At 65.9% G+C, this 3,587-nt stretch carries 4 protein-coding genes; all 4 read right to left on the bottom strand.

From position 1 onward, the window contains the following. Window positions 1-85, bottom strand: an 85-nt coding sequence (locus DCI01S_RS18225) for a MerR family DNA-binding transcriptional regulator (protein WP_156482656.1), incomplete at its 3' end; no start/stop codon positions are given. Between the two features lie 270 nt (window positions 86-355). Further along, window positions 356-1,873: a site-specific integrase gene (locus tag DCI01S_RS16160; protein ID WP_082767892.1), complete on the bottom strand. Its 1,518-nt coding sequence runs from the start codon at window positions 1,871-1,873 to the stop codon at window positions 356-358. A 24-nt stretch (window positions 1,874-1,897) separates the two neighbouring features. Then, window positions 1,898-2,230 carry a helix-turn-helix domain-containing protein gene (locus DCI01S_RS16155; RefSeq protein WP_017836429.1) on the bottom strand — a complete coding sequence of 111 codons (333 nt, stop codon included), beginning with the start codon at window positions 2,228-2,230 and terminating at the stop codon, window positions 1,898-1,900. Continuing rightward, window positions 2,227-3,333, bottom strand: coding sequence for a tyrosine-type recombinase/integrase (locus DCI01S_RS16150; protein WP_031264746.1), 1,107 nt, complete (start codon window positions 3,331-3,333; stop codon window positions 2,227-2,229). The genes DCI01S_RS16155 and DCI01S_RS16150 overlap by 4 nt, the downstream gene beginning before the upstream one ends. Window positions 3,334-3,587 lie beyond the last annotated feature (254 nt).

Genomic DNA, 3,587 nt, shown 5'->3' with positions numbered 1-3,587 from the left:
GGGGCGGTAGTAAGTCAACTCTCTCGTAGTAGCGGATCGTGTCCGGGCTGAGGCCGACGACGTTGGCGAGCTCTCCGATCCGCATGTAGCTCGTCATTGCCTGGCTTGTCATGACCTCACGGTAGACCTTGGAGTGCACTTCAAGGTCAAGCGCCGGGATCAGGAGTCTTCCCGTCAGCCTCAGCTAGTGCTCCCTGTGGTTTGGTACCACCCAGCTCGTCGGCCGGATTTTGCTCGTCGACGGCGACTCCAGCGTTCGTCCGGACCCCATTCGGGAAACAGCGGAAACGCGTAACGTTGCCTGTTTTCGGATGCTGTGGACCCGAGTGTCTCCACGGCGGACGATTGCGCGACGCTACGGGGTATCCGTTGGGCGGGGGAGGGATCGGCCGACGTAGCGGGCCCAGGGTTCGGCTGTTTTGCTGGCGTGGCGGAAGGCGACTTGGTGGCTGTAGCCGAGGGCGTCGGCCACGAGTGAGGGCGGGCATTCGACGACGAGCTCGGCCAGGGCTCGGTTGCGTGCTCCGCGCAGGTTGATGCCCAGGCCGCGGAGTCGGTTTGCGACGGTGGTGGGGTGGAGGTGTCGTCCGGCGAGCGTGCCGGGCAGTAGCCAGGGGTTGTCACCGCCGGCGCCGGTGCGCAGGTTCGGGCGAGTGGCCAGGTGGGTGCGCAGGAGGCCGGCGAAGGGTTCGGGCACGTCGGTGGGGCGTAGGCCGAGTGCGATGGTCATCCCGTCTGCCTGGTCGGTGACGTCGGAGACTTGCAGGGTGACGATTCTGGTGATCGGACGGGCGTAGAGGAGCAGGAGTGTGCCGGCGACGCGGTAGGGCAGTGTCTCGCTGTTGCCGGTGAGGAGTTCGTGGATCCACACGATCCGCTGGTCTTGAGTCAACGACGGGCTGCTGCGGGCGGCACGGTGCCCAACGGTGACGGTGGTGTTGAGGCGGGTGCGTGCGGCGACGACGAAGAAGGTCCGGATCAGTTGTCGGGTACTGGGTCCGGTGGCGAGCCACTCGTCGATGTCGGGCTGGGTGCAGGTTGCGGCAGTGCGCCCATAGGTGGTGTGCAGCCAGCTCAGGAACTTGATGGTCTCGGTGATCTCTTGCTTCGCCGAATGGATCGGTGCCCGGGTGGGCGTCCCGTCGGCGGCTTTGGCTCGGATGCGGCGCAGGTGATGCCAGGTCGCGAAGTGATGGACGGGCTGGCGGACCTCGTCGGGCAGGCCGTCGAGCTTCGTGGCGATCCACTGTTCGAACCGCGGCAAGTAGGGATCCCGTGTGGGTAGGAGGTCGTGGTGCTGTAGCAGTGCACGAACGTGTTCGGCCGGTTTGCCGCCGACGGCGTCGAATCCGTCGTGGGTGCAGGGGATTGAGCCGTCGCCGAGTCCGGTGAGCAGGGTTTTCACTTTGGGTGAGCGTTTCCAGGTGATGATCGATTCGGGTCGGTCGGCGGCGCACAGGGCGTCGACGAGACCGGCCAGTGTGGGATCGCTGGGGGCACTGCCGAGCAGGGCGTGAAGGTCCTCGCGCAGGACGCAGCGGACACAGAGGTTGCCGCGGTGATGGCCTGCTTCGGCGCCGCAGCGCTGGCAGTGGAAGTCGACGTCGATGCCGGCGCAGGTGCCGCAGACCGGTTCGCCGTCGGCGCCTGGAGGGCCGGGCAGGAGCCGGTCCTGTCGGCAGTTCGGGCAGGTGCCGTGGGTGTGGATCGCGGTGTTGTAGCAGGTGAAGCACAGTCGCCCCTCTGGCCAACGCGCTGCCAGGCGGGGGATGTTGCGGCCACACCGGGCACAGGGGTCATCTCGGGTACTGGTGGCGCGTGGTCGGCCGCGGCGGGTGGAACGAGGCGACAGGCCGTCAGGGGTCGGGTTCATTGGTCGTCCTCCTCGCGGGCGGGGCTATTCGTCGAGGATGTTGGCGCGGCGTGGGCGGACGGACCGGTCGAGGTCGACGACATTCGCTGCCGGGGTGGTGCCGGTTTTGCGGGCGCGTGCATCAGCAGCGGTGACGGTGAGCAGGTCGTCGGGTCCGCAGTCGAAGATGTCGCACAGGGCGGCTACGACCTGCAGGGAGATGCGTTCGGGGCGCTGGGTAACCAGTCGGTAGACCTGCGGCCGGGACAGGGTGATGTCGCGTTCGGCCAGGTGCGGGATCAGTTCGGTGGTGTTGTGCATGCCGCGTGCGGCCATGAGCTCGGCCAGACGCCAGCGGTAGTCGACGGTGCGCTTCATGATGGTCCGCTCCGATCGTCGGGTGACAGTGCTTGATTCATCGTGCGGTCGAGCGCGGCGCGGAGGGTGGAGCGCCGGAACTCATCGGAGGTGAACTGGTAGATCCCGGTGGTCGAGGCGTACTCGTGGCCCATCTGGTCCTGGACGAACCGGGGATCCCATCCCGCTTCCAGCAGGTGAGTGGCGTACGAGCGACGGAAGGAATGGATATCGAGACCATCGGAGAATCCGAGTTCGTCGCAGTACCGGCGTAGCCGACGCAGCAAGGTCGATTCCACGACGAGTCCGCCACGTTCACTACAGAACAGCTCGAGGCCGTCGGGGGCGCCGCGGCCATTGGCCAGCCAGTCTTCGAGGATGCTTGGAGTCCAGCGCCATACGGTCAACACGCTGCGGGGCCGAAAGGGAGAGGCGCGTCGGGATTTTCCGTAGCGGACCTTGCAGAGGCCGAAGGCCCCGAATTCGCGGGCGTGGGGATTGCGGGCGAAGTCGACGGTTTGCAGGTGGCGCAACTCGTTGAATCGCAGACCGTAGCCGTAGGCGATCTTCATCATGACCGCGTCCCGGTAGGCGGGCTGCCAGCCTTTCCGCCCGGAGGCGCCAGCGCGTGCGACTTCGTTGTCGGCGTGCTCAAACAGTGCATCGAGTTCCTCGCGAGTGTAGGGCCGCTTTGTGGCCCGCCCGTCGTAGGCCTGCACGTGTGGTGCGGTGTTCCAGTCGAAGAACACCTGCGCCGGATGGGTGCCGAAGTGCTGCTCGCACACCCGATCCCAGCCGTAATCCGGATTGGCGATGTAGCTGGTGAACGCCCGCAGTGCGCAGTGGTAGCCGCGAAGAGTGGAGTGGGCGACGTGTTTGACCGTACGGAGATCGGCGGAGAATTCCTCGACCATCGCCGGGGTCCAGTGCCACGGCTCCGCATTGACGTGGTCGACGAACCGCTGCACCAGGCGCAGTCGCTGTTCGATCGTGTTGAACTGCAGATTTCGGGATAGCTGCTGGTTGCGCCAGCCCTCCAGCATCAGCCGGAGCACCTGCTCGGCGGGCCGAAGCACCGGCAGCGACGGCGCCATATGGACCCGTCCGGAGCCATCCAGTCGCATCGCTAAACCCCAAACCACGACGTCTCATCTGATGAATCAATGATACAACCGATGAGCCTTCACGGGAACCCCTGCAGGTCAACGACGTGCCAAAGATCGTCTTTCGGCCTCATTGAGGCCCAGTGCCCGGGCCGGAAAGCAGTGGTGGCAGCGCCCGAGAGTGGGTGACTTCGCAGGTCGGGGCAGGGATCGGTGCCGGACGCGAAGGAGGAGCTGGAAATGCGAGGGGCGATTCATCTGATGCAATACGCAGA

The organism is Dietzia cinnamea NBRC 102147 (genome assembly GCF_001571065.1).
GTDB classification, from domain to species: domain Bacteria; phylum Actinomycetota; class Actinomycetes; order Mycobacteriales; family Mycobacteriaceae; genus Dietzia; species Dietzia cinnamea.
This window is presented reverse-complemented; position numbering and strand designations above follow the sequence as displayed.

What these genes read in the sequence shown, in the direction of transcription:
- DCI01S_RS16160 (WP_082767892.1), bottom strand. Translation starts at nt 1,873, where the DNA reads ATGAACCCGACCCCTGACGGCCTGTCGCCTCGTTCCACCCGCCGCGGC.
- DCI01S_RS16155 (WP_017836429.1), bottom strand. Translation starts at nt 2,230, where the DNA reads ATGAAGCGCACCGTCGACTACCGCTGGCGTCTGGCCGAGCTCATGGCC.
- DCI01S_RS16150 (WP_031264746.1), bottom strand. Translation starts at nt 3,333, where the DNA reads ATGCGACTGGATGGCTCCGGACGGGTCCATATGGCGCCGTCGCTGCCG.